General features: G+C 68.6%; 22 protein-coding genes. 1 reads left to right on the top strand and 21 read right to left on the bottom strand.

The features are described 5' to 3' along the window. Nucleotides 1-90: 90 nt before the first annotated feature. Nucleotides 91-456, bottom strand: coding sequence for an iron-sulfur cluster insertion protein ErpA (gene erpA / locus AC25Y0_RS03305; protein ID WP_488122962.1), 366 nt, complete (start codon nt 454-456; stop codon nt 91-93). Between the two features lie 82 nt (nt 457-538). Continuing rightward, nucleotides 539-1933, bottom strand: a complete 1395-nt coding sequence (locus tag AC25Y0_RS03300) for a M20/M25/M40 family metallo-hydrolase (protein ID WP_488134186.1) — start codon at nt 1931-1933, stop codon at nt 539-541. 48 nt (nt 1934-1981) lie between these two features. Between AC25Y0_RS03300 and AC25Y0_RS03295 the strand changes: the two genes are divergently transcribed. Beyond that, nucleotides 1982-2563: a DUF3043 domain-containing protein gene (locus AC25Y0_RS03295; RefSeq protein WP_488122960.1), complete on the top strand. Its 582-nt coding sequence runs from the start codon at nt 1982-1984 to the stop codon at nt 2561-2563. On the opposite strand, the gene AC25Y0_RS03290 is transcribed toward AC25Y0_RS03295, so the two are convergent. The 19 genes from AC25Y0_RS03290 to AC25Y0_RS03200 all read right to left on the bottom strand — a co-directional run bounded on the left by AC25Y0_RS03290 (nt 2538) and on the right by AC25Y0_RS03200 (nt 24369). Then, the gene (locus AC25Y0_RS03290) at nt 2538-3572 is read right to left on the bottom strand and encodes a quinone-dependent dihydroorotate dehydrogenase (RefSeq protein WP_488134185.1); all 1035 of its coding nucleotides are present in this window, start codon (nt 3570-3572) and stop codon (nt 2538-2540) included. The genes AC25Y0_RS03295 and AC25Y0_RS03290 overlap by 26 nt on opposite strands. Nucleotides 3573-3601: 29 nt before the next feature. Beyond that, on the bottom strand, nt 3602-4075 hold the full coding sequence (gene nrdR / locus AC25Y0_RS03285) for a transcriptional regulator NrdR (RefSeq protein WP_488122958.1): 474 nt from the start codon (nt 4073-4075) through the stop codon (nt 3602-3604). A 13-nt stretch (nt 4076-4088) separates the two neighbouring features. Then, nucleotides 4089-5390, bottom strand: coding sequence for a histidinol dehydrogenase (gene hisD, locus AC25Y0_RS03280; protein ID WP_488122957.1), 1302 nt, complete (start codon nt 5388-5390; stop codon nt 4089-4091). Between the two features lie 27 nt (nt 5391-5417). Then, entirely contained in the window at nt 5418-6455 is a 1038-nt protein-coding gene (locus AC25Y0_RS03275) for a hypothetical protein (RefSeq protein WP_488134184.1), read from the bottom strand. A 49-nt stretch (nt 6456-6504) separates the two neighbouring features. Then, a complete protein-coding gene (gene dnaE / locus AC25Y0_RS03270; RefSeq protein WP_488122955.1) occupies nt 6505-10020 on the bottom strand; it encodes a DNA polymerase III subunit alpha in 3516 nt (1171 codons plus the stop codon). A 290-nt stretch (nt 10021-10310) separates the two neighbouring features. Next, complete coding sequence (locus AC25Y0_RS03265; protein WP_488122954.1) at nt 10311-11231, bottom strand: RluA family pseudouridine synthase; 921 nt, start codon at nt 11229-11231, stop codon at nt 10311-10313. Nucleotide 11232: 1 nt separating this feature from the next. After that, complete coding sequence (locus AC25Y0_RS03260) at nt 11233-11940, bottom strand: signal peptidase II (protein ID WP_488134342.1); 708 nt, start codon at nt 11938-11940, stop codon at nt 11233-11235. A 61-nt stretch (nt 11941-12001) separates the two neighbouring features. Then, complete coding sequence (locus AC25Y0_RS03255) at nt 12002-12598, bottom strand: DivIVA domain-containing protein (RefSeq protein WP_488122953.1); 597 nt, start codon at nt 12596-12598, stop codon at nt 12002-12004. Nucleotides 12599-12721: 123 nt separating this feature from the next. Continuing rightward, a complete protein-coding gene (locus AC25Y0_RS03250; RefSeq protein WP_488122952.1) occupies nt 12722-13024 on the bottom strand; it encodes a YggT family protein in 303 nt (100 codons plus the stop codon). Between the two features lie 3 nt (nt 13025-13027). Then, nucleotides 13028-13489 carry a cell division protein SepF gene (locus tag AC25Y0_RS03245; protein ID WP_488122951.1) on the bottom strand — a complete coding sequence of 154 codons (462 nt, stop codon included), beginning with the start codon at nt 13487-13489 and terminating at the stop codon, nt 13028-13030. A 32-nt stretch (nt 13490-13521) separates the two neighbouring features. Further along, nucleotides 13522-14232: a YggS family pyridoxal phosphate-dependent enzyme gene (locus AC25Y0_RS03240; protein ID WP_488122950.1), complete on the bottom strand. Its 711-nt coding sequence runs from the start codon at nt 14230-14232 to the stop codon at nt 13522-13524. 40 nt (nt 14233-14272) lie between these two features. After that, nucleotides 14273-15427: a cell division protein FtsZ gene (gene ftsZ, locus AC25Y0_RS03235; RefSeq protein WP_488122949.1), complete on the bottom strand. Its 1155-nt coding sequence runs from the start codon at nt 15425-15427 to the stop codon at nt 14273-14275. Between the two features lie 168 nt (nt 15428-15595). Further along, nucleotides 15596-16552, bottom strand: coding sequence for a cell division protein FtsQ/DivIB (locus AC25Y0_RS03230; RefSeq protein WP_488134183.1), 957 nt, complete (start codon nt 16550-16552; stop codon nt 15596-15598). Nucleotides 16553-16555: 3 nt separating this feature from the next. Next, nucleotides 16556-17965, bottom strand: coding sequence for a UDP-N-acetylmuramate--L-alanine ligase (murC, locus tag AC25Y0_RS03225; protein WP_488134182.1), 1410 nt, complete (start codon nt 17963-17965; stop codon nt 16556-16558). A gap of 55 nt (nt 17966-18020) precedes the next feature. Beyond that, entirely contained in the window at nt 18021-19109 is a 1089-nt protein-coding gene (gene murG, locus AC25Y0_RS03220) for an undecaprenyldiphospho-muramoylpentapeptide beta-N-acetylglucosaminyltransferase (RefSeq protein ID WP_488134181.1), read from the bottom strand. Beyond that, a complete protein-coding gene (gene ftsW / locus AC25Y0_RS03215) occupies nt 19106-20353 on the bottom strand; it encodes a putative lipid II flippase FtsW (RefSeq protein ID WP_488122945.1) in 1248 nt (415 codons plus the stop codon). Before ftsW ends, murG begins: the two co-directional genes overlap by 4 nt. Continuing rightward, complete coding sequence (murD, locus tag AC25Y0_RS03210; RefSeq protein WP_488122944.1) at nt 20304-21854, bottom strand: UDP-N-acetylmuramoyl-L-alanine--D-glutamate ligase; 1551 nt, start codon at nt 21852-21854, stop codon at nt 20304-20306. Before murD ends, ftsW begins: the two co-directional genes overlap by 50 nt. Then, nucleotides 21851-22960, bottom strand: a complete 1110-nt coding sequence (gene mraY / locus AC25Y0_RS03205; RefSeq protein ID WP_488122943.1) for a phospho-N-acetylmuramoyl-pentapeptide-transferase — start codon at nt 22958-22960, stop codon at nt 21851-21853. Before mraY ends, murD begins: the two co-directional genes overlap by 4 nt. Next, nucleotides 22957-24369, bottom strand: coding sequence for a UDP-N-acetylmuramoyl-tripeptide--D-alanyl-D-alanine ligase (locus AC25Y0_RS03200; RefSeq protein ID WP_488134180.1), 1413 nt, complete (start codon nt 24367-24369; stop codon nt 22957-22959). The genes mraY and AC25Y0_RS03200 overlap by 4 nt, the downstream gene beginning before the upstream one ends. Nucleotides 24370-24387: the final 18 nt, after the last annotated feature.

Genomic DNA, 24387 nt, shown 5'->3' with positions numbered 1-24387 from the left:
TCTGTCCAGCTTGCCGCGTTCGATCTGGGTCCGGAAACGACGAAACCCGGCGCGTCGTGACGCACCGGGTTTCGTGAAAATGCCGTTCGATCAGTGGAAGCTGTCTCCGCAGGCGCAGCTGCCGCCCGCGTTGGGGTTGTCGATCGTGAATCCCTGCTCCGAGATCGTGTCTTTGAAGTCGATCGTGGCGCCGTCGAGATACGGGACGCTCATCTCGTCGACGATGACCTCGACGCCCTCGAACTCGACGGCCTGATCGCCCTCGAGGAAGCGTTCATCGAAGTAGAGCTGGTAGATCAGGCCGCTGCAGCCGCCCGGCTGAACCGCGACCCGCAGACGCAGATCGTCGCGCCCCTCCTGGTCTAGCAGGCTCTTGACCTTGAGCGCGGCCGCATCGGTGATGGACACGTTGTGCGCGCGGGCTTCCTGGTCTGTAGACAGGGCGGTGTCGGTCATGTGATCCTCCGAGATCGGTGCAGCCGGATGCCACGATTCTACGCCGCGCGGGCGATAACGGCTCCGCGCGCGGCGTTTCGGCTCAGTTCTGGCGCGCGTCGAGTTTCGCGAGCAGAAGGGCTTCGGACACGAGCGCGTTGCGGAATGTCTCGAGGTGCAGCGACTCGTTGGGGCTGTGCGCCCGCGCGTGCGGATCCTCGACACCCGTCACGAGGATCTGGGCGCCCGGGAACTCGCGCATCAGGTCGGAGATGAACGGGATCGAGCCGCCGATACCGAGATCGACCGATGGCACGCCGTAGCCCTCGCTGAGCGCTTCACGCGCCGTCGCCACGCCCCATCCGGACGAGTCCACGAGGAACCCGTCACCGAAATCGACGTCGCGGAACGTCAACTGCGCACCGAACGGGGCGTGCGCGCGCAGGTGCGCTTCGATCGCCTCGTACGCATCGCGGGCGGACTGGCCGGGGGCGACGCGGGCGCTCACGACGACCGACACCTCGGGCGTGAGCGTGTTCGACGCGTTGACGACGCTCGGCGCGTCGATCCCGGTCACGGTGATCGACGGCTTGTTCCAGATGCGGCTCAAGATCGTGCCGTCGCCTATGGGGCTGACGCCGGCGGGCAGCCCGGCCTCGGCCCGCAGGGTCTCTTCGGTGTACTCCGGCGTGGCTGCATCCCGGGCCTGCAGACCCTCGACGGCGACGGAGCCGTTCTGGTCCCACAGCGTCGCGAGCAGCGTAACCGTGGCCATCATGGCGTCGGGCACGGCACCGCCGAACATGCCGGAGTGCGACGCGTGCTCGAGCGTGCGCACCGACATCGTGAAGCGCGCGTTGCCGCGCAGCGACACCGTGAGTGCCGGGGTCTTGTCATCCCAGTTGCCCGAGTCGGCGACCACGATGACATCGGCGCGAAGTGCGTCGGCGTTGTCGGAGAGGAACTGCGCGAACGAGCGCGATCCCGCCTCTTCCTCGCCCTCGATGAAAAGTGCCACCCCGAGGTCGAAATCCGTTCCCAGGACCTCTGTGAGTGCGCGCAGCGCGCCGATGTGAACCATGACGCCGGCCTTGTCGTCGGCGGCGCCGCGACCGTAGAGGCGTCCGTCGCGCACCGTGGGCTCGAACGGCGCCGACTCCCACAAAGTCTCATCTCCGACCGGCTGCACGTCATGGTGCGCGTAGAGCAGAATCGTCGGTCGGCCGTTGCGCGCGGGGCGCGTGGCCAGCACGGCGGGCATCCCCCGCTCGGAGGTCCCCGGGATCTGCGCGTCGCGGATCTCGACCCGGTCGAAGATGCCGAGGTCTTCGGCGAGGGACGCCACCGCTTCCGCGCTGCGACGCACTTCAGCAGGGTCGAAACCGGGAAAAGCGATCGAGGGAATGCGCACGAGAGTGCCGAGATCGGCAAGTGCCGACGGGATGCCGGCGCTCGCGGCATCCGCGACGGCGTTCTGGCGGGAGAGCTCTGAGGTCATGCGGGTAATCTTAACCGGCACCCGTTCCCGCCGAACCGAGGATCCATCGTGGCCAAGACCCCCGCAGCCTCCGCGTCCAGTGACGCGCCGTCCGAGGGCACCGTGCTCAACGGCACCCCCACAGGGAAGGGTCGCCCCACCCCGACGCGCGCTGAGCGCGAAGCAGCCCGCAAGCGCCCGCTCGTGCCCGACACGAAAGAAGCGAAGGCTCGCGCGAAAGCCGACATGGCCTCACAGCGCGAGAAGGCGCGCGCCGGCATGGCCGCCGGCGACGATCGTTATCTGACTCCGCGAGACAAGGGTCCGCAGCGCCGGTGGGTACGCGACTTCGTCGACGCCGGGTGGCACCTGGGTGAGGCCGTCATGCCCGCCATGGTGCTCGTCATCGTCGCGACGTTCATCCCCGTCGCCGGAATCCAGTACTACTCGTTCATCGCCCTGTGGGTCTTCATCCTCTTCGTCATCGGCGACATGATCATCACGTCGATCCGCGTGAAGAAGGCCGCGGCGGCGAAATGGGGCGACCGCATGGAGAAGGGCCTCGGCTGGTACGCCGCGATGCGCACCATCCAGATGCGGTTCCTGCGTCTGCCCAAGCCTCAGGTCAAGCGCGGCGGGCGCCCCGTCTGAGTCCCTTGTTGATCTGGCGCGCCCACAACGGACCGCGGTAGAGAAACGCCGTATAGCCCTGCACGAGGGTCGCACCGGCGTCGAGTCGCTCCTGCACGTCGGCGGCCGTCTCGACTCCCCCGACCGAGATGACGCAGAACTGCGCCGGAACGACGGCGCGCACGATGCGCAGCACGTCCAGTGACCGTGCTTTCAGCGGCGCGCCGGACAGGCCACCCGCGCCCGCGGCCTCGACGACGGCGGCCGGCGTGCGCAGCCCCTCGCGCGAGATCGTGGTGTTGGTGGCGATGATCCCCGCAAGGTCGGCGTCCACGGCGAGGCGCGCGATCACCTCGACCTCGTCATCGGACAGGTCGGGCGCGATCTTGACGAGCAGCGGCGTGGAGCCTGCGGCGGCCCGCACGGCGTCGAGCAGCGGACGCAGCGTTTCGACCGCCTGCATGCTGCGCAGCCCCGGCGTGTTCGGTGAGGAGACGTTGACGACGAGGTAATCGGCCAGCGGGGCGAGCAGCGTCGCGCTGCGGACATAGTCGGCGGTCGCGTCGGCGACGTCGACCACGCGGCTCTTTCCGATGTTGACCCCGACGACGGGTCGCCGCCGGCGTCGCCGCAGCTTCTCGAGCCGGACCGACGCGGCCGCGGCGCCCCCGTTGTTGAAGCCCATACGGTTGATCACCGCGCGGTCGGGAACCAGCCGGAACAGCCGCGGACGAGGATTTCCCGGCTGCGGGATCGCTGTGACGGTGCCCACCTCGACGTGGCCGAAGCCGAGCGCCCACAGCCCGCGTGCACCGATGACGTCTTTGTCGAAGCCCGCCGCGACGCCGAACGGCGAATCGAAGCGCAGCCCGAGCGCTTCGGTGGCGAGCTCATCGTGCGGCCGGGTGACGGCACGCGGAGCCCAGGCGAGCACAGGATGCCCCAGCACCCGGATCACCCTCATCGCGAGGTGGTGGGCCGATTCGGGGTCGAAGCGCGACAGGACGGTGCGAAAGAAAAACGGATACATCAGGGTTCAGGCTATCGGGCGGCGCGCGGTCACTCGTCGACGGCGGCGGCCTGCGGCTGCCGGTCGGCACGCAACCGGTCGATCGCCGATTCGAAATCCTCGAGCGACTCGAACGCCTGATAGACGCTCGCGAACCGCAGGTAGGCCACCTCGTCGAGTTCGCGCAGGGGTCCGAGGATCGCCAGCCCGATCTCATTGGCGTCGAGCTGCGACGATCCGGTCTGACGGATCGACTCCTCGACCTTCTGCGCAAGCATCGCCAGATCCGCATCGGTGACGGGCCGACCCTGACATGCCTTGCGTACGCCGGACACGACCTTCTCGCGGCTGAATGGCTCGACGACTCCGGATCGCTTGATGACGCTCAGGCTCGCCGTCTCGACGGTCGTGAAGCGGCCGCCGCACTCGGGGCACTGGCGACGTCGGCGGATGCTGAGCCCGTCATCGCTCGTGCGCGAATCGATGACGCGCGAATCGGAGTGGCGGCAGAACGGGCAGTGCATGTCGGGCCCCAGCCTACGCGTCGAACCGCACGTCGACGGCTTCTCCGTGCGCGGGCAGGTGCTCGGCTTGGGCAAGAGTCACGATCGCCTCGCGCACGCCCGCCAGGGCATCCCGGTCGTACTCGATGACCTGCTGCGGGCGAAGGAACGTCGCCGCAGACAGGCCGGCGGCGTAACGCGCCTGGCCCCCGGTCGGCAGCACGTGGTTGGAACCGGCGAGGTAGTCACCGAGACTCACGGGCGAGTGGGGACCGACGAATACGGCGCCGGCGTGCACGAACTCTTCGGGGCGGGGATCGGCGAGGTGCAGTTCGAGGTGCTCCGGCGCGTACGCGTTGCTGAACGCCGTCGCCGCCGCGAGATCGTCGACGAGCACGATGGCCGACTGCGGCCCGGCCAGCGCCGTCGCGACGCGGTCGGCGTGCCGAGTGCGGGGAGCGCGCTCTTCGAGGTCGGCCAGCACCTCGGCAGCGAGAGTCGGTGAGTGCGTCACGAGCACGGCCGAGGCCTGCTCGTCGTGCTCGGCCTGGCTGATGAGATCGGCCGAGACGAGCCGTGGGTCGGCCGTCTCGTCGGCGACGATGAGGATCTCGGTTGCCCCCGCCTCGGAGTCGGTCCCCACACGTCCGGCAACGGCGCGCTTGGCGGCAGCGACGAAGTTGTTGCCCGGCCCCGTCACGACGTCGACGGGGCCGAGTCCGAGGGACGCGACACCATGTGCGAAGGCCGCGATGGCGCCCGCGCCACCCATTGCGTAGACCTCGTCGACCCCCAGCAGGCGGGCTGCGGCGAGGATGACGGGGTGCACGCGTCCGTCGGCGTCCCGCTGCGGAGGCGAGGCGAGGGCGATGCGCTGGACACCCGCGACCTGCGCCGGCACGACGTTCATGACGACGCTCGACGGGTACACCGCCTTGCCGCCGGGCACGTATAACCCGACGCGCCGAACCGGCTGCCAGCGCTGGGCGACACGGGCGCCCGGTGCGAGCTCGGTGACGACGGGCGCCGGAACCTGCGCGACCGATGCCGTGCGCACGCGTTCGATCGCCTCTTCCAGGGCCGCGCGCACCGCCGGGTCGACGGCGGCGAGGGCCTCGTCGAGATGATCGGCGGGCACCCGGATGGCGTGACCGGTAACGCCGTCGAAACGCTCGGCCTGCTCACGCAGCGCGTCTTCGCCGCGCGCGGCGACGTCGGCGACGATCTGCGCGGCGGCCGAAAGCGCCTCATCGCGGGCCGCCACAGCGCGCGGAACGGCGGAGAGGAGCTCGGCGGGTGAAAGCGAGCGTCCGCGAAGGTCGATCGTGCGAAGCATCCGTCTACGCTAGCGCGGCTGCGGGCATCAGCCGCGCGTCACGCCCGTGACGTCGTGCAGGTGCCCGACGCGGCCGTCCTCGTGGCGCACGATGAAGCGGTCGCCGTGATCCTCGATGACGAGTGCCCATGCGGTCGGTCCGATGCGGAACAGCGGCACGCCGTTCTCGTCGACGACGTCGCGCTCTTCGGGCACGAGGGCCCAGAAGGCCTGGTAGCGCACGGGTGCGGCTTCGGCGACATCTGCCTGGGCGGCGGGTTCGTGGGCCTCGCTCGCGTGATCGGATTCCCAGACGACGTCAGCGTCGGCGGGCTCGGTGCCGTAGGCCGGCTCGTCGATCGGACCGGCCTCGTAGGCGTTGCCCTCGGCGACCGGTGCGTACGGGCTGGGCGCCGAGTCCTCTCCGGCGAACGCGTGCGGAGCCGGCTCCGGCTTGGGCCGGGCCGGACGCGGCGAGACGGCACGGACGGGCCGTGCGTTGCGGTGCGCGGGGACCTCACGCCGACCCTGGAAGTCTTCGGAGAACGGCGGGACGAGCGGAGCGAACACCGTCAGCAGCACGCCACCGAGCATGAGGAACAGCTCGACCCAGATCACCCACGAGCGGAACCATGCGCCGCCCGCGAGCGAGAATGCGATGGTCTCCCAGACGAGCTGCAGCCAGATGATCGCCGACACCGAGAAGGCGACCGAGGCGAACTGGTCGATGCCGAGAGAGCCGAAGCGACGGATGCCCTCGGGCGAAAGCCGCCGCAGCACCAGCAGGAAGACGGCGATCGTCGGCAGGCCGATCGTGAGCACCCAGCCCAGACCCGTGGTCCATACCGAGCCGAAGCCGAACAGGAGGCTCTCGCGAGGGCCCCCGATGATCGCGGCGACGGGGAAGAACGACACGACGAACGCCGCGAGCCAGATCCCCGTGAGCGCGACCTCGCGGATGGTGAACGGTCCGACCCCGTACTGGGGTCGCTCATCCGCGACCGCGGGTTCGTTGACCGTCTTGTCGGTCTCGTCGACCGTGATGTCCGTCTCGACGACGTTGATCTCGTCCTGGTGGTCGGTCACGATGGTCCTTCCGGTTCCGAGCAAGGGGTCCCCTGATCCTACCGGCGCATCACCCGAGGCACTGGGGTCCGAGCAGTCCTTTGAGTTCGCCGAACAGGTCGGCGGTCACGGTGACGGTCAGCGGAACCTCGAACACTTTGGCGGTGCCGCCCTTGTGCAGCTTGAGGGTCACCTCGGTGTCGCCGCGATGACGTCCGAGCACCCCAGCGAGGTCGCCGATGGTGCCTTCGGTAGCGCGATGCTCAGGCATCGTCAGGGTGAGTGGGCCCGCAGCATCCATCGTGCCGAGATCCGGCGAGAAGACGGCCTGCGCGTGCAGATTCATTCCGTCGTCGCGGCGGGACACCCGGCCGCGCACGACGAGGATCGAATCGGCCTGCAGCATCGACGAGAACTCGGTGTAGGTCTTGCCCATGAACATGACGGTGATCTCACCGTTGAAGTCCTCGACGGTGATCATGCCGTAGGGATTGCCGCTCTGCTTCGCGACGCGATGCTGCACGCTCGTCACGAGCCCCGCGATCGTGACCTGGTCGCCGTCGTCGAGCACCTCGCTCGCGAGCAGATCGTGGATGCTGATGGACGCGTGCTTCGCGAGCGGTATCTCGAGGCCCGCGAGCGGGTGGTCGGAGACATACAGGCCGAGCATCTCGCGTTCGAACGCGAGCTTGTCCTTCTTTGTCCACTCGGGGCGATCGGGCACCTTCGCGGCCTTCTGCGGCTCGTCGTCGCCCCACAGCGAATCGAAGTCGAACCCGACCTCGCCGTTGGCCTCGCGACGCTTGTCGAGCACCGCCGCCTCGGCAGCGTCCTCATGGATCTCCATCAGCGCGCGCCGGGTGTCGCCGAGCGAATCGAACGCGCCCGCCTTGATGAGCGACTCGACGGTGCGCTTGTTCGCGACGTGCACGGGCACCTTCGCGAGGAAGTCGTGGAACGACGTGAACGGCTCTTCTCGGGCCGCGACGATCGCGTCGACGACGTTCGTGCCGACGTTGCGGACGGCGCCGAGCCCGAAGCGGATGTCTTCGCCGACGGCGGCGAAGTAGCGGATCGACTGACCGACGTCGGGCGGGAGCACCTTGATGCCCATCCGGCGGCACTCGTTGAGGTAGATCGCGAGCTTGTCCTTCGCGTCACCGACGCTCGTGAGCAGGGCAGCCATGTACTCGGCCGGATAGTGCGCCTTGAGGTACGCCGTCCAATACGAGACCAGTCCGTACGCGGCCGAGTGTGCCTTGTTGAAGGCGTAATCCGAGAACGGCAGCAGGATCTCCCACAGCTTCTGGATCGCCGGATCCGTATAGCCGTTGGCGTGCATGCCGGCCTGGAAGCCCTCGAACTGCTTGTCGAGCTCGGACTTCTTCTTCTTGCCCATCGCGCGACGCAGGATGTCGGCCTGACCCAGGCTGAACCCGGCGACGCGCTGGGCGATCGCCATCACCTGCTCCTGGTAGATGATGAGGCCGTAGCTCGTGTCGAGGATGTCCGACAGCGAGTCGGTGAACTCCTCGTGGATGGGCGTGATCTCCTGCTGCCCGTTCTTGCGCAGGGCGTAGTTGATATGCGAGTTCGCCCCCATCGGCCCGGGGCGATACAGCGCGATGACGGCCGAGATGTCCTCGAAGTTGTCGGGCTTGAGCAGCCTCAGCAGCGAGCGCATCGGCCCGCCGTCGAGCTGGAACACCCCCAGCGTGTCACCGCGCGAGAGCAGTTCGTACGACGCCGGGTCGTCGAGCGTGAGGTCTTCGAGCACGAGCGGATGACCGCGGTTGGCCTCGATGTTGTCGAGCGCATCGTTGATGATCGTGAGGTTGCGCAGCCCCAGGAAGTCCATCTTGATGAGACCGAGCGATTCGCACGCGGGGTAGTCGAACTGCGTGACGATCTGGCCGTCCTGCTCGCGCTTCATGATCGGGATGATGTCGATCAGCGGCTCGCTGGACATGATGACGCCGGCGGCGTGCACGCCCCACTGACGCTTGAGGTTCTCGAGCCCGACCGCGGTGTCGAACACCGTCTTCGCCTCGGGATCGGTCTCGATCAGAGCACGGAACTCAGAGGCCTCTTTGAACCGCGGATGCTTCGTGTCGAACATGCCCTCGAGCGGCATGTCCTTGCCCATGACGGCGGGGGGCATGGCCTTGGTCAGCTTCTCGCCCATGCTGAACGGGAACCCGAGCACACGCCCGGCGTCTTTCAGCGCCTGCTTCGCCTTGATGGTTCCGTAGGTGACGATCTGGGCGACGCGCTCGTCACCGTACTTCTCGGTGACGTACTGGATGACCTCGCCACGGCGGCGGTCGTCGAAGTCGACGTCGAAGTCGGGCATTGAGACACGGTCGGGGTTGAGGAACCGCTCGAAGATGAGTCCGTGCTGCAGCGGGTCGAGGTCGGTGATGCCCATCGCGTACGCCGCCATCGAGCCGGCGCCCGACCCGCGACCCGGGCCGACGCGAATGCCGTTGCGCTTGGCCCAGTTGATGAAGTCGGCGACGACGAGGAAGTAGCCGGGAAAGCCCATCTGGACGATGACGCCCGTCTCGTACTCGGCCTGCTTGCGCACATCATCGGGGATGCCGGCGGGATACCGGACGTTCAGCCCCTGTTCGACCTCTTTGATGAACCACGACTCTTCGGTCTCGCCGTCAGGCACGGGGAACCGGGGCATGTAGTTCGCCGAGGTGTTGAACTCGACGTCGCACCGTTCGGCGATCAGCAGCGTCGTGTCGCACGCCTCGGGATGCTCGCGGAAGACCTGGCGCATCTCGGCCGCCGTCTTGACGTAGTACCCGTCGCCGTCGAACTTGAACCGCTTCGGATCGTCGAGGGTCGAGCCGGACTGCACGCACAGCAGGGCCGCATGACTCTTTGCATCGTGCTGGTGGGTGTAGTGCAGGTCGTTCGTCGCGACCAGCGGGATGTCGAGGTCTTTCGAGATCTTCAGCAGGTCGCCGATGACGCGCCGCTCGATCGACAGACCGTGGTCCATGATCTCGGTGAAGTAGTTGTCTTTGCCGAAGATGTCTTGGAACTCGGCTGCGGCCGCACGCGCCGCGTCGTACTGGCCGAGCCGCAGACGCGTCTGGATCTCGCCAGAGGGGCACCCTGTCGTGGCGATGAGACCCTTCGAATAGGTCTGCAGCAGTTCGCGGTCCATGCGGGGCTTGAAGTAGTAGCCCTCGAGGCTCGACCGCGACGAGAGCCGGAACAGGTTGTGCATGCCCTCTGTCGTCTCGGACAGCAGCGTCATGTGGGTGTAGGCACCCGAGCCCGACACATCGTCGTCGGACTGCTCGGGAGTGCCCCACCGCACTCGCGAGCGGTCACCGCGGTGCGTCCCGGGTGTGACGTAGGCCTCGATCCCGATGATCGGCTTGATGCCGGCATCCTTCGCCGTCTTGTAGAACTCGAAGGCCGCGAAGGTGTTGCCGTGGTCGGTGACGGCGATCGCCGGCATCTCGAGCCGGGCCGCCTCTTGCACCATTGACCCGATGCGTGCCGCCCCGTCGAGCATCGAGTATTCGCTGTGCACGTGCAGGTGTACGAAGGAGTCGGATGCCACCCATCGAGTCTACGAGCGGGCTCGGACATCGGGGCACGGACCTCGGGTGCGAGCCGGTGCACCCGCCCCGTCTGCCGCGCACCATCGACGCGATTGAGCACGCAGAGCCGCCGCCGGCAGCACGCAAGCGCACGTGCCCCCCACGGCAACCGGCACGGCTAGCACGGCACCGCGCGCGATCCGCCCTCGCGGCGGCGCACACCCGCCTAACGTCGACGTGCGACGCCGGCATGAGGAGGTCCGTGGGGGATGTCATCCCGTGCCGGCGTCGCGACCTCTTCTTCGCCGGCTCAGTCTCCGCGCAGGACCTCGAGCGCGTGAGCGAGGTCGTCGGGATACTCCGAGGTGAAGGTGGCCCACTCTCCCGTCGCGGGGTGCGCGAACGCGAGCTGGTGCGCGTGCAGCCACTGGCGAGTGAGCCCGAGCTTGGCGGAAAGGGTCGGATCGGCGCCGTACAGCGGATCGCCGACACACGGATGCCGGTGGGCAGCCATGTGCACCCTGATCTGGTGCGTCCGGCCCGTCTCAAGATGGATCTCGAGCAGTGAGGCACCGCGGAATGCTTCGATCGTCTCGTAGTGCGTCACGGAGTCCTTGCCGTCGGGCGTCACCGCGAACTTCCAGGAGTGCGTCGCGTGTCGCCCGATCGGCGCGTCGATCGTGCCGACGAGGGGGTCGGGATGCCCTTGCACGACCGCGTGATAGATCTTCTCGACCTCGCGCTCCTTGAAGGCGCTTTTGAGTGCCGTGTAGGCGCGCTCGGACTTCGCGACGACCATGAGGCCGCTCGTTCCGACGTCGAGCCGGTGGACGATGCCCTGACGCTCGGCCGCGCCCGTCGTCGCCACGGCGATGCCGCCGGCCGCGAGGGCGCCGAGCACCGTAGGCCCCTCCCAACCGACCGAGGGGTGTGCAGCGACGCCGACGGGCTTGTCGACCACGACGATGTCGTCATCCTGATGCACGATTCCGAGGTCCGGCACCGCGAGCGGTACGACGACCGGCTCCTGGCGATCGGTCCACGTGATATCGAGCACGCTTCCGGCCGAGACGCGGTCGGACTTGCCCACGACCTGTCCGTCGAGCAGCACGCCGCCGGCTTCGGCGACCTCGGCCGCGAAGGTCCGCGAGAAACCGAGCATCTTCGCGAGAGCCTGATCGACCCGCGTGCCCTCGAGCCCTTCAGGGACGGGCAGCATCCGCGCGGGCATGTCAGCGGTCGAGGCGGCGCTCGTCCGCCTGCTGGTCCGCCTCGCGTTCGACCTCGCGCTGCTCTCGCTCGGTCAGAGGCGGCAGCCCGCGCTCGTCGGCCGGCACGCCGGCGTCAGGATCGGCGACGGGAAACTCGTCACCGAAGCCCGACACCGCACCACCGGGCGGCACTTCGTCGCCCTCGCCGAGAATCGTCTCGCTCTCGGCGTCGCGCCGCGAGTCCCGTGTTCCGTCCAAGTGAACCCCCAGGATGATCAACAGGGCGACAAGGATCATGTCGCACACGATGAAGATGTCGGCGACGTTATAGATCGCCGGCGACATACCCGGGAAGAACCACATCCAGGGCGTGTTGATGAAGTCGATCACATGCCCGATCGCGAAGCCGGGCTCGCGGAAGATGCGATCGGTCAGGTTGCCCAGCACGCCGCCGAGCAGCAGGCCGAGCACGACCGCCCACAGGCGCGAACGCACGCGGGTGACAGCGAGCCATCCGATGACGACCGCGACGACCGCCAGAGCGATCGTGAAGATCCAGGTGACCCCCTCGCCGAGCGAGAAGGCCGCTCCGGGGTTCTTCACGAGGTAGAAGCTCAGGAAGTCCCCGAGCACGGGGACCGTCTGCTGCAGGGGCAGGTTCTCGAGGGCGAGATACTTCGTGAACTGGTCAGCGGCCAGCACCAGCCCCGCGAGGATTGCGATGGTGATGCCGGCCGCCGCCGGACGAAGCTTCGACGCGCTCTTGTGCGGGCGTGTCAAAAGGAGAGGTTCAGAGGCCGACTGCAGAGACCGGGGCCGAACCCGATGCCGTGCCGGTCGTCTCCAGATCGCGGAGGTGGCTCTCGATGTAGCTGCGCAGCTGCGTGCGGTAGTCGCGCTCGAACTGACGCAGATCCGAAATACGACCCTCGAGCGAGACGCGCTCGCGGTCGAGGCGCTCGATCTCTTCGCGACCACGGGTCTCGGCATCCGAGATGATGGCTGCGGCCTGCGCCTTGGCGTCGGCGATGAGCTTGTCGCGCTGGGCTTCACCCTCGGCGACGTGCTCGTCGTGCACGCGCTGAGCGAGCTCGATGAGGCCGGCAGACGCCGACACGGGCGCGGGCGTGGCCTGCGGTGCGGCTTCGGCAGCGGGGGCGGAGACCTCTTCGATGACCTCGACCGACTCGATGGTCTCGGAGACCTGGGCCTCGCCGGACTCGTACGCGGCGAGCTTGGCCTTCAGTTCTTCGTTCTCAGCGAGCGTCTTGCGCCACTCGACGACGATCTCGTCGAGGAAGTCATCGACCTCGTCGGGGTCGAAGCCCTCCTTGAAGCGGACGTGCTGGAACTGCTTGGTGACGACGTCATCCGGGGTCAATGCCATGGTGATTCCTCTTTCGAGCGCTCAGGTCGGTGGCAACGGTCTGGGGCGGACCCGCCGACTGGCAAGCCGTACCTGCCAAGCATAGCCGCGGCGTCGACGTGTGTGGTGTCGGTCGGTGATCGGTCAAACAGACATGAAGGCTCTCGTGATCGAGAGCAGCACGAAACACAGCAGCATCGTTATCGCGAAACCGAAGTCGATCGCGATGGCCCCGACGCGCAGCGGAGGAATCAGGCGTCGAAAGAACCGGATGGGCGGATCGGTCACGGTGTAGACGAGCTCCGCGGCGACGAGTCCGAGCCCCTTGGGGCGCCATTCGCGGTTGAAGATCGGCACCCATTCCAAGACGAGTCGCACCAGCAGCACGAGCACGAACAGGACGAGCGCGCCGTTCAGAATGGCCGCGGCGAGGCTGACGAGCTCCACGGCTTACTGCTGGGAGAAGGGCACGGACTCCGTGTCGGCGTGCGCAACCGCGCCGTCACCCGACACGGCGACGTTCTCAGGCGACAGCAGGAAGACCTTGCTCGTCACCCGCTCGATGCGTCCGTAGAGGCCCAGCGAAAGCCCGCTCGCGAAGTCGATCAGACGACGCGCGTCAGCGTCGCTCATCTGCGAGAGATTGATGATGACGGGCACGCCATCACGGAAGTTCTCGGCGATGACCTGCGCGTCACGGTACTGCTTGGGGTGCACCGTCAGGATCTCGCTGATCGCGGTCGGTGCGGGCTGGCGCACGACGGCGGGACGATGAATCGGGGTCACGGGCGCTGCTTTCTCGACGACGGCTTCCGGCTTGCGTCCGCGGGGCTGCGCCGCAGGCTCCTCGTAGACCTCTTCCTCATCGGCGAGGCCCAGGTACACCATGGTCTTCTTGAGCGGGTTCGACATCGCATCCTCCGTTGTGCTCGTCTGTTCCGAGGTTAACCGCGGTCGGGCCGCGGTCCCGTGATTGCCGAGCCGATCCGCAGGTGTGTCGCACCCGCAGCGATCGCCTCGGCGAAATCTGCTGTCATGCCGGCCGAGATCCAATCCGCCCCTGGCACGATCGCGCGAACCACGTCGCTGAAGCCCGCCAGTCGGGCGAACGCAGCCGCGGGATCCTCATCGAGGGGCGCGACGGCCATAATCCCCCGCACGCGCAAGGAGGGTCGCTCGGCGACGTCTTCCGTGAGCTGCACGAGGTCTTCAGGCGCGACGCCACCCCGAGCGGGATCGCTCGTGAGGTTGACCTGCAGCAAGACGTCCAGGACGGGATCGGATGGCTCTGCGGCGGCGTCGAGCGCAGCGGCGACCCGGCTTCGGTCGACGGAGTGCACGACGGATGCCGCGGCCCGCACGGCGCGGGCCTTCTTCGTCTGCAGCTGGCCGATGAAATGCCAGGTGATGTCGAGATCGGGCAGTTCGGCGTGCTTGGTGGTGAGCTCTTGCTGGCGGTTCTCACCGACGTCGCGCACACCGAGGTCGGCGAGGGCTGCGACCAGCGCCGCGGGATGGAACTTCGTCACGACGATGCGCGTGATGGCGCCCGGATCGCGGCCGACGTCGCGTGCGGCCTGTGCGATGCGTTCGTCGATGTCGACCAGTCGCGCCGACAGCGCCGCGACGTCGACAGACTCCGGGGACGGGGGCATGAACATCCGTTCTCTGGGTCTGTCGATCGTCGCGTGCGAGTTACTTGAGGAAGTCCGGGATGTCGAGGTCGTCGTCACCGAACGCCGAGTCGTAGGCGTCGGGCACCGACACGCCGACCGACACCGTCTCGGCGGGAGCCGCCGCGGGTGTGTCGAGGTCGCGGGCGACGTCCTGAGCGGGAGTCGCCGGCACGACCGGAGCCGAGAAGTCGCGCGACGCCGTGATCGGCTCGATGCGCGTCTGCGGCTGTCCGCCGTCGAAGCCGGCCGCGATGACCGTGACCCGCACTTCGTCGCCGAGCGTGTCGTCGATGACGGTTCCGAAGATGATGTTCGCTTCGGGGTGCGCCGCCTCTTTGACCAGCTGCGCAGCGTCGTTGATCTCGAAGATGCCGAGGTTCGACCCGCCCTGGATCGACAGCAGCACGCCGTGCGCGCCCTCGATCGATGCTTCGAGCAGGGGCGATTCGACCGCGAGTTCGGCGGCCTTGATGGCGCGGTCCGCTCCGCGAGCCGAGCCGATACCCATGAGGGCCGAGCCCGCTCCCTGCATGACCGACTTGACGTCGGCGAAGTCGAGGTTGATCAGACCCGGCGTCGTGATGAGGTCGGTGATGCCCTGCACACCGGCCAGGAGCACCTGGTCGGCGGTTGCGAACGCCTCGATCATCGAGATGCCGCGGTCGCTGATCTCGAGGAGTCGGTCGTTCGGCACCACGATGAGGGTGTCGACTTCTTCCTTGAGCTTCGCGACGCCGGTCTCAGCCTGCTGCTGACGGCGACGCCCCTCGAACGAGAACGGCTTCGTCACGACACCGATGGTCAGCGCGCCGATCGACTTCGCGATCTTCGCGACGACCGGAGCACCACCGGTGCCCGTGCCGCCGCCTTCGCCCGCGGTGACGAAGACCATGTCGGCACCGCGCAGGGCCTCTTCGATCTCTTCCGCGTGGTCTTCTGCCGCCCGGCGGCCCACTTCGGGGTCAGCGCCTGCGCCGAGTCCACGGGTGAGTTCGCGTCCGACGTCGAGCTTGACGTCCGCGTCGCTCATGAGCAGGGCCTGCGCGTCGGTGTTCACCGCGATGAACTCCACGCCACGCAGTCCGAGCTCGATCATGCGGTTGACGGCATTGACGCCGCCGCCGCCCACGCCGACCACCTTGATGACTGCGAGGTAGTTCTGGTTCTGGCTCATGCCGGCCTCCGTCTTTCGAACCAAACCTTCAACCTCTTCTAGAGGTTTAAAGAATTGCTCGGTATGCAATTCCTGATTCCGAACGTAGGCGGATGCCGCGCCCCGACGCGGAAGAGCGTGGGCGTGTCGCGACATCGCCCCCGAAGTTACTTTCGGAGGCCGACTCCGTCAGCGGATGACGACGGCCGCCGACGATGAGACGTCGTACTCGGCGACGGTGTCGGGCGGCCGCGCTGCCATCGCCGTCTCGAGCACGACGGCCTTCGTAGCGGAGTCGTCGGCGCTGCCCCACACGATCGTCGCGTTCGAGCCGCCGAGCGACAGTCGCACGTCATCGGGCGAGGTCGCGGCGACAGCCGTCACCTGCGCGCGAATGGCCGCGGGGAGCGTGCGCATGACCTGTCCGACGGCCCGGAACGCGGATGATCCGACCCCGCCCTGCACCGTCAGCACGGGCGTTCCTTCGCCGGGCGCCGGCGCCGTCGACAGCGCCACCCCCGCGGCATCCACGAGCGTGAACCCCGCCGGGGTCTCGATGTAGCCGACCGGCGTGCGCTCGATGATCCGCACGACCAGCTCGTGCGGGGGTCGCGCTTCGAGCGTGTACGTCTCGACGAGGGGGAAGCCGACGAGCGCGGCCTTCACCTCGCTCTCGTCGACCGAGGCCAGCGGTGTGCCGATCTGCCCCGACAGCGCCTCTTGGACCGCGTCTGGATCCAGCTGCGACGCACCGACGACCGTGACCTGCTCGACGGCGAAGAGCGGGCTGTAGGCCACTCCCACGGTCGTCGCCGCAAGCAGCGCGACCGAGGCCACAGCGCCGATCCACACGGCGCGCCGCTTGCGCTGCCGGGCCGTGAAGCGGCGCACTTCGGCGCGAAGCGCGCGGCGGCGCGCACGGGCCGCGAACCAGACATCGCGCATGCCGATGTCATCGGCTGCCTCGCCCGCGAAGGGCTCGACGGGTGGGGCATCAGCGGGGCGGGCGGTGGCCTCCGGACCGGGCGCGCCGGCGAGGGTGAGGGGCAGGATCGGCGCCGTCGCGCGGGACTCGTCAGCCGTCGCCGGACGGCTCGGCTGCGCCGCAGGCGGGCCCGACGGCGGCAGCGGCGACGGCCTGCGCATGCGCTACTCCGCCGCGGGCGCCGTGCGACCCAGCGCCTCGAGCACCTGCGGCACGATCAGATTCACGTTGCCGCACCCGAGCGTCACGATGAAGTCACCCTCGCGAGCGACGGATGCGGTGTAGTCGGCCGCTTCTTGCCAGTCGGCGACGAAACGGACGCGCGTCGGGTCGGAGAAGGCGTCGCTCACGAGAGCGCCGGTGACACCGGGAACGGGGTCCTCGCGGGCGCCGTAGACGTCGAGGACGACGGTGTGGTCGGCGCGCGACTCGAGCACGTCGGCGAACTCCTGGAACATCGACGCGGTGCGCGAGTAAGTGTGCGGCTGCTGCAGGGCGATGATCCGACCGTTGCCGACCACCGTGCGTGCGCCGGCGAGGGCAGCCGCGACTTCCGTGGGGTGGTGAGCGTAGTCGTCGAAGACGCTCACGCCACGGACGACGCCGTGCAGCTCGAATCGACGGGCTGTGCCCTGGAACCCCTCGACGGCGCGGGCCGCGTCGAGCACGTCGTACCCGAGGGCGATGAGCACGGCGACGGCGCCGGCGGCGTTGATCGCGTTGTGGGCGCCGGGCACGGCGAGCTGCACGGCCGCCGCCGAGGCACCGTGACGGATCGTGAAGGACACCGGGCCGTCGGTGACGATGTCGGTCACGCGCACGTCGGCCGTGGGGGCCTCGCCGAAGGTGAGCACATTCGGGTGGGTGATGCGCTCGCGCACCGCGACGGCGCCCGGGTCGTCGGACGAGATCACGACGGCATCCCGAGTCTCGTTCGCGAAGCGGGCGAACGCAGCGTCGAACGCGTCGCGCGATCCCCAGTGGTCGAGGTGATCAGGGTCGACGTTCGTGATGAGCGCGACCGCCGTGTCGTAGAGCAGGAACGTGCCGTCGGACTCGTCGGCCTCGATGACGACGAGCTCATCGGTCCCGCTGCCGCTCGAGACGCCGAGCTGTTCGATGACGCCGCCGTTGACGAACGTCGGGTCGGCGCCGAGCGCGTGCAGCGCCGTGACGATCATGCCCGTCGACGTCGTCTTGCCGTGCGCTCCGGCCACCGAGACGAGCGGGCGCCCACCGATGAGCCAGTGCAGCGCCTGTGAGCGGTGGATGACGTGCAGTCCGCGCTGCTTGGCGAGCACGAATTCGGGATTCTCGGGCCAGATGGCCCCCGTGTGCACGACCGTGTCGACGTCGTCGGCGAGGTTCGCGGCGTCGTGGCCGACGTACACCGTCGCGCCCAGCGCGGCGAGCTGCTGCAGCCCGGGGCTGTCGGCGCGGTCCGAGCCGGACACGCGGATACCGCGCTGAAGGAACATGCGCGCGAGTCCGGACATACCGGACCCCCCGATGCCGATGAAGTGCGCGGCGTCGATGTTCTCGGGAATCGGAAGACTCAGGTCGGGTCGGATCATGGCCCGTCAATCCTAAGTCGGCCCCGGATGCGACGGACCTCGCCGCGCGGGCGGATCAGCCCCGCGCCTCGTCGATGAGGGCCAGGACGTTCTCGGTTCCCTGACGTATGCCGATGCGCGAGGCCGCGTCGCGCATCGCCTCGCGCGCTGCCTCGTCGGCGAGCAGGGGCACGATCTCGGACCGCACGCGGTCGGGCGTGAACTCGGCGTCGGCGATGAGACGGGCGGCACCCGCGCGCACGGCGGAGGCGGCGTTGAGCGCCTGCTCGCCGTTGCCGACGGCGTAGGGCACGTACACGGCGGGGATGCCCAGCGCGCTGATCTCGCTCACCGTCGCCGCCCCCGCACGCGAGACGACCAGATCGGCCATCGCGAAGGCGAGGTCCATTCGGTCGATGTACCGCAGCACGACATACCCCGGGGCACCGGGGTCGGCCAGGTCGGAGCGCTCCCCCGTGACATGCACGAGCTGCCATCCCGCGTCGAGCACATCGCGCCAGGACCCCTCGAGGGCGGAGTTGAGTCGTGCGGCGCCGAGTGACCCGCCGAAGACGAGAAGCGTCGGGGTCTCGGGATCGAGCCCGAAGTGCGCGGCCGCTTCGGCACGCAGGGCCGTTCGGTCGAGGTCGACCACCTCGTGGCGCAGGGGCATCCCGACGAGGCGGGCGCGCTTGATGGGCGTGCCTTCGAAGGCGACCCCGACGGATGCGGCCGAGCGGGCGCCGAGGATGTTCGCCAGCCCCGGCCGGGCGTTGGCCTCGTGGACGACGACGGGCAGGTGCTCGCGGCGCGCTGCGACGTAGGCGGGTGCCGACGCATAGCCCCCGAAGCCGACGACGACCGCGACGCCGCGATCGCGGATGATGTCGCGCACCTGGCGGATGGCCCGCAGAAAGCGCAGCGGAAAGGCCGCGGCATCCCGATTCGGGCGTCGGGGAAAGGGGACCTTGTCGACGAAGACGAGCTCATACCCGCGCGCCGGCACGAGCCGAGTCTCGAGGCCCTCGCGCGTGCCGAGCACGAGGATCCGCGCATCGGGCTCCCGCTCGCGCAGCGCGTCGGCGACGGCCAGGAGCGGATTGACATGACCGGCGGTGCCGCCGCCGGCGAGCAGGTACGTGCGGGACGGGGCCGAAGAACTCACCGAGAGATCTTCGCACGCCCCGCTGGGACCATCCGGGATGCCGGCGGCGGCAGGGAGCGCGCGAACGACAGCAGAACGCCGCACGCCACGAGCACCGACAGCAGCGACGTCCCACCCTGCGACATGAAGGGCAACGGCACGCCGAGCACGGGGAACACCCGCAGCACGACGCCGATGTTGATGAGCGCCTGCCCCACGATCCATACCGTGATCCCACCCGCGACGATGCGCACGAACGGGTCTTCGGCCTTGCGGATGACGTGGAAGGCGCCGACTGTGAACAGAGCGAACAGGGCGAGCACGACGACGCAGCCGATGAGACCGAGCTCCTCGCCGACGATGGCGAAGATGTAGTCGTTCGCTGCGGCGGGGAGCCAGTCGTACTTCTCGCGCGAGTTGCCCAGACCGAGACCGAAGATGCCGCCGCCGGCGAGTCCCCACATCCCGTGCAGCGGCTGGTAGCACGTGGTGAGGTACTCCTCGAGACAGTCGTCGTTGAGGAAGCTCATGATGCGCGCCATGCGGTTCGGGCTCGTGATCGCGAAGACGGCGACCGCGACGACGGCGAGGATCGCCGGCACGAGGAAGATGCGCAGCTTCACGCCCGAGAAGAACAGCGCGCCCAGCACGATGAGCACGAGCACCATGGCCGTTCCGAGGTCGCGCCCGGCGAGCACGGTTCCGATCACGAGGATCGAGACGGGGATGACGGGGATCACGACGTGCTTCCAGGACGCGAGCAGCGTGCGCTTGCGAAACAGCACGTAGCCGAGCCACAGGGCCAACGCGAGCTTGAGGAACTCAGCCGGCTGGAACTGGAATCCGGCGATCTCGACCCAGTTGCGGTTACCGTGCGACTCCACGCCGAGTCCGGGGACGAACACGAGCAGCTGGAAGATCGTCGCTCCGATCAGTGCCAGCCACGCGATCCGTTTCCAGAACGCGACCGGGAAGCGACTCGCGATGAACATGAGAGGCACGCCGAGGAGCGCGAAGACGCCCTGTTTGAGCACGTCTTCGACGGGCGATCCACCCGAGGCCGTCGCGGTCGCCGATGTCGCCGAGAGCACCATCACGAGCCCGAAGATCGTCAGCAGCAGCGCGGTCGACGAGATCAGCAGGAACTCGCTCGGCACGGGCGCGAACGCCCGCCCGAGGGACACGCGCGCGGCGAGGCCGCGCTTCGCGTCCGGGTCAGGCTCGCGGGGCGCCGGACCCGTCCGGGTCGACGTCGTGTTCGCCATCGGTCCCCTTCTCGAGCCGCTCCCTCACCGCGTCGGCGAAGCGCCGACCGCGGTCGGCGTAAGACGAGAACTGGTCGAACGACGCCGCGGCGGGGGCGAGCAAGACGACGTCCCCGTCACGCGCGACCTCGGCCGCCAGTTCCACGACTCGCGCCATGACGTCTTCAGTCTGTGCGGGGTCGACCTCGAAGACGGGCACCCCGCTCGCGTGTCGTGAGAACGCTTCGACGACGGCGGTGCGGTCCGCGCCGATCACGATGGCTGCCTTCGTCGAGGCACCGCGCTGCGCGACGAGATCCGAGATGTCGACGCCCTTCAGCAGGCCTCCGACGACCCACACGGCTCCGGGGAACGCCGCGAGGGAGGACGCTGCGGCGTGGGGGTTCGTCGCCTTCGAATCATCGACCCACGTGATGCCCGCCGCCGTGGCGATGACCTCGATGCGGTGCGGATCCAGCCGGAAATGCGCAAGCGCCTCACGGATCGCCGCAGGCGGCACGTCGAGCGAGCGGGCGAGCGCGGCGGCGGCGAGGATGTTCGCCGCGATATGCGGCGCCGCGAGCCCGCGGGCTGCGAGATCGGCGACCGTGGTCAACTCGAGCGCGCTCGTGCGGCGGTCCTCGAGGAAAGCCCGATCGACGAGGATGCCGTCGACGATGCCGAGATCGCTCGGGCCCGGCACGCCCAGGTCGAACCCGATGGCGCGTGCGCCCTCGACGACGTCGGCGGCTTCGACCATCTCGCGCGTCGCGATATCGCTCTTGTTGTAGACGCACGCGACCCGCGTGCGGTCGTACACGTGCGCTTTCGCCGCGCGATACTCCGCCGCGCTGCCGTGCCATTCGAGGTGGTCGTCGGCGAGGTTCAGGCAGACGGCCCCGTGAGGCGAGAGCGGCTGCGGCCCCGACTGCAGGCCGAGGTACCACAACTGGTGGCTCGACAGCTCGACCACGAGCGCGTCGAAGCCCGCCGGGTCGCGCACGGCGTCGAGCACGGGAGTGCCGATGTTGCCGACGGGCGCAGCACGCAGGCCTCCTGCGACGAGCATCGTGGCGGCCAGCCGTGTCGTCGTGGTCTTGCCGTTGGTCCCCGTCACGAGAAGCCAGTCGGCCGGCGCCCCGTCGGGGCGCACGACCTTGTCGCGCACCCGCCACGCCAGTTCGATGTCGCCCCACAGCGCGATTCCTTCGCGGCGCGTCCATTCGATGAGCGGATGCCGCGGCGAAAAGCCCGGCGAGGCGACGACGACGTCGGGTGCGAACTCGACAAGCTGCTCCGGGACGCTCTGCAGCGATCCTTCCCACAGGCGCGCGCCGATGACGGGCACGAGGCGTGCATACTCCTCGTCGGCCTGCTCCGTCAGGACGAGCACGTCGGCGCCGAGCTCGGTGAGGGTGTCTGCGACCGAGAACCCCGTGACAGAGAGCCCGAGCACGGCGACGCGCAGTCCCTTCCAGTCGGCATGCCAGCTCGTGAGGGCGTCGAGTCGGGAGGAGGTCATGTGCGAGAGAGCCATTCGACGTAGAAGAATCCGATGCCGGAGACCGCCAGCATCCCCGCGATGATCCACATGCGCACGACGATCGTGATCTCGGACCAGCCGCGCATCTCGAGGTGATGGTGGAACGGGCTCATCAGGAACAGCCGCTTGCCGCGCGTGATCTTGAAGTAGAGACGCTGCAGGATCACCGAGCCGGGGCCGATGATGAAGACGCCCGCGACGAGCACGGCGAGCAGTTCGGTGCGGGTCAGGATCGCCATCGCAGCGATGACACCGCCGATGGCCATCGAGCCGACGTCGCCCATGAAGACCTTGGCTTTCGGGGCGTTCCACCAGAGGAAGCCGACGAGAGCACCGACGAACGCCGCCGAGATGATCGCGAGGTCGAACGGATCTCGCACTTGATAACAGGCGGCCCCGAGATCGGGCGAGAGTGCCGCTCCGCCGCACGCCTGATTGAACTGCCAGAAGGCGATGAGGCTGTAGGCGCCGACGACGAAGATGCCTGCGCCGGCGGCGAGACCGTCGAGCCCGTCGGACACATTGACGCTGTTCGAGAAGGCCACCCCGATGAAGGTGATCCACAGGAGGTAGACGATCCAGCCGACGACGAGTCCGAGCGTCATGAAACCGAGCCAGGGCACGTCACGGAAGATCGAGATGTACGGCGAGGCGGGGGTCTGATTCGAGGCGTCCGGGAACATCAGCGCCACGATGCCGAACGGCACCGAGACGATCACCTGCCCGAGCACCTTGCGCCACCCGGTGAGGCCGAGACTGCGCTGGCGGCGCACCTTCATGAAGTCGTCGATGAACCCGACGGCGCCGAAGCCGACCATCATCCAGATGACGAGCCAGCCCGAGATCGTCGGCGGGTTGTTCCCCGTGTACGTCCCGACGAGGTAGCCGACGATCGCGCCGACGATGAAGATCGTGCCGCCCATCGTGGGCGTGCCGCGCTTCTCGCCGTGGCTGGGGTTGTGCACGTTGTCCGGCGTGCGGATGACCTGCCCCCAGCCCCACGCGCGGAACAGCCGAAGGAAGACCGGGGTGAGGAACAGCGTGAAGGCCAGAGAGATCGCCGCGGCAGTCAGGAGTGATCTCACGCGAACGATTCTCCCAGACGATCCCCCAGGAATCGCAGACCCGCCGCGTTCGAGGATTTGACGAGCACGCGGTCGCCGTCGCGCAGTTCGCCTATGAGGTAGTCATAGGCCTCATCGGGTGTCGCGAAGAAGACGGCCTCGTCGCTCCACGAGCCCTCGCCGACGGCGGCGAGGAAGAGCCGCCGAGCCTCAGTGCCGACCACGACGATGCGCGGGATCCGAAGCCGCACGGCGAGCTCCCCGATGCGGTCATGCTCTTCTCCGGCATGGTCGCCGAGCTCACTCATGGCGCCGAGGACAGCCACCATGCGCTCGCCGGGTCCCGTGATCTGTGCGAGGGTCCGAAGCGCCGCCGACATCGAGTCGGGGCTGGCGTTGTAGGCGTCGTTGATGATGCGCACGCGATCCGAGCCGAGGGGCTGCATGCGCCAGCGTTCGGCGATCTCGACGGCTTCGAGCCGCTCGATGCAGTCGCCCAGCGGCACACCCAGCGCCGTGGCCGCCGCGATCGCCGCGAGGGCGTTCATGATGTGGTGCTCGCCGAGCACGCGCAGCCGCATCGGGATCGATTCGCCATCGACCGTCACGACGCACGATGTTCCCGCCGCCGTCACCTCGACGTCGGCCGCGCGCACCTGGGCGTCAGGCCCCCGCCCGAACCACCGCACGTCGATGCCGCGTCCGCGGGCGAGGGGCGCCATGGCCGCGACCCGGGAGTCGTCGGTGTTGAGCACGGCGATGCCGCCGGGGCGCACGGCTCGCACGAGCTCGGACTTGGCGAGGAACGTCGCCTCGATGCCGCCGAAGCCGCCCGCGTGGGCCATGCCGACCATGAGCACGACGCCGATGTCGGGTTCGACCAGGCCGGCAAGCCGAGCGATCTCGCCTGGTGCGCTCGCACCGAACTCCGAGACGAGGAATTTCGTCGATTCGGTGACCCGCAGCATCGTGAGGGGTGCGCCGACCTCGTTGTTGAACGAGCCCTTGGGCGACACGGTCTCGCCCACGGGCTCGAGGATGCGCGCGAGCATGTTCTTGGTCGTCGTCTTGCCGTTGGAGCCCGTGATACCCACGATGCGCAGGTCTCCCCGCGCGCGCACGTCGGCGACGACCGTCCGGGCGAGGTCGGCCAGAGCCGCGACGACATCGGGCACGACGATCTGAGTGACGGCGGACTCGACGGGGCGCTCGACGAGCGCCAGCACCGCGCCGCGCTCGACGGCGGCGTCGACGAACAGGTGCCCGTCGGTGGACTCACCGGGCTTGGCGGCGAAGATGCCCCCGGGCTCGATGAGACGCGAGTCCGTGTCGACGGCGCCCGACACGATCGTGTCGGCGGTGTCGGGTGCTGCGAGTCGCAGATCGCCGCGGACGGCGTCCGCGACACGCGCGAGAGTGAGGGCGATCATCGAGTCTCCGGCCGGGTC

The sequence above is a fragment of the Microbacterium sp. Y547 genome, assembly GCF_057669785.1.
This window is presented reverse-complemented; position numbering and strand designations above follow the sequence as displayed.